Origin of the sequence: Trebonia sp., assembly GCF_049794275.1 — a bacterium.
Lineage (GTDB): Bacteria > Actinomycetota > Actinomycetes > Streptosporangiales > Streptosporangiaceae > Trebonia.
Genome location: NZ_JBARCR010000821.1, coordinates 1 through 1,517 on the forward strand (window position 1 = coordinate 1; position 1,517 = coordinate 1,517).

3 protein-coding genes are annotated in these 1,517 nt (G+C 71.4%); 2 read left to right on the forward strand and 1 reads right to left on the reverse strand.

What is annotated here, in order from left to right:
* On the reverse strand, positions 1 to 320 hold a 320-nt coding region (locus tag WA805_RS21415; protein WP_425243218.1), incomplete at its 3' end, for an NAD(P)-binding domain-containing protein.
* Between the two features lie 138 nt (positions 321 to 458).
* Between WA805_RS21415 and WA805_RS21420 the strand changes: the two genes are divergently transcribed.
* Positions 459 to 1,262 (forward strand): S1C family serine protease, encoded by an 804-nt coding sequence (locus WA805_RS21420; RefSeq protein ID WP_422290169.1) that lies wholly within the window; start codon positions 459 to 461, stop codon positions 1,260 to 1,262.
* A partial coding sequence (locus tag WA805_RS21425) for an AAA family ATPase (RefSeq protein ID WP_425243219.1) occupies positions 1,259 to 1,517 on the forward strand: 259 nt, incomplete at its 3' end. The genes WA805_RS21420 and WA805_RS21425, both read left to right, overlap by 4 nt.

Genomic DNA, 1,517 nt, shown 5'->3' on the forward strand with positions numbered 1-1,517 from the left:
GCGCTGATCGTCGCGTGGTTGACGTGGCTGAAGCCCGGCGGCGCCGCGCTCAGCAACCCCGGCGGCAGGACCGCGCGCACCACGTCCTCGTTCGCCAGCATCGAGAACAGGTGGCCGGCGGCGACCGCGTCCTCGGGGGAGTCCGCGCGGGTCGCGCCGTCGGCGACCAGCTCGTCGACGTGGGCGGCCGTCCTGCTCCACACCGTGACGTCGTAGCCGGCCTCCACAAGCCTGCGGGCCATGGCCGAGCCCATGTGCCCGAGCCCGATGAAACCGACCCGCTTGCGGTCCGGGATGCCGCTGTCGGCCGCTTCCGTCATGCGTGAACTCCTTCGGTCGTCTCGGGGCCCGGTCCCGTCGGGGCGCGGACTGCCTCCAGGGTGGCACGCCTCCCGCTTTTCCGCTTTCGTTGGCCCGCGCTTATCCTTTTCTTAACTGCCGTACGTAGCGTAGAGGTCATGGGACGCGAGCCTGCTGGTACCGAGAGCGCCGGACCGCGTCCGCCCGGGACTCGCGGATCGCGCCGCCGACTCGCCGCCGGGCTGGCTGGCGCGGTCGTACTGCTCGTGGTGATCGCGGTGCTGGCGACCTTGCTGGCCCGGTCGCCAGCCGCGACACCCGCCGCGGCCGCGACGCCGCCGCCGACCCCGACGGCAGCGCCTACCCTGACCGTGCCCGCCATCTACCAGCGGGTCTCGCCGTCCCTGGTGCTCGTCCGCACCAGCAAGAAGCTCGGGACCGGCGTCATCGTGGCGGATAACGGCACGATCCTGACCGCCAACCACGTCATCTCCGGCGGCGGAGCCATCTCCGTCACCTTCGCCGACGGCACCACGACGACAGCGTCCATCGCGTCCGCCAACCCGAAGCAGGACATCGCCGCGCTCATCCCGGCGAGGCTGCCCCAGGTCGTCGTGCCTGCCAACCTTGGCGGCGGCGCCGACGTGGGCGCACAGGTCGTGGCCATCGGCAACCCGCTCGGCCTGATCGACAGCGTGTCCTCCGGCGTGGTTTCCGGCCTCGACAGGACAGCGGACACCGACGTCGGCAAGTTCTCCGGGCTCATCCAGTTCGATGCGTCGGTCAACCCGGGCAGCTCAGGCGGCCCGCTGCTGGACGCGCATGGTCTTGTCATCGGCATCGTCGTCTCCATCGCCGTCCCCGACGGCGAGGACGCGTTCGCCGGCATCGGGTTCGCGGTGCCTATCGGCACCGCGCTCGGCGGCGGCGGCACAGGGCCAGGGAAGGGGCCGCAGATATGACCGACGCAACGTCCGCTAAACCGACGTCCGCCAACCCGCTGCAACCGGTGCTCTTCGAGGTCAAGCGCACCATCGTCGGCCAGGACGTGCTGCTCGAGCGGATGGCGGTCGCGCTGCTTTCCGGCGGCCACCTGCTCGTGGAGGGCGTCCCCGGGCTGGCCAAGACGCTGTCCGTCAAGTCGCTCGCCGCGGCGGTCGGCGGTGAGTTCCAGCGGATCCAGTTCACGCCCGACCTGGTGCCCGCCGACCTGACAG

What these genes read in the sequence shown, in the direction of transcription:
- WA805_RS21420 (WP_422290169.1), top strand. Translation starts at nt 459, where the DNA reads ATGGGACGCGAGCCTGCTGGTACCGAGAGCGCCGGACCGCGTCCGCCC.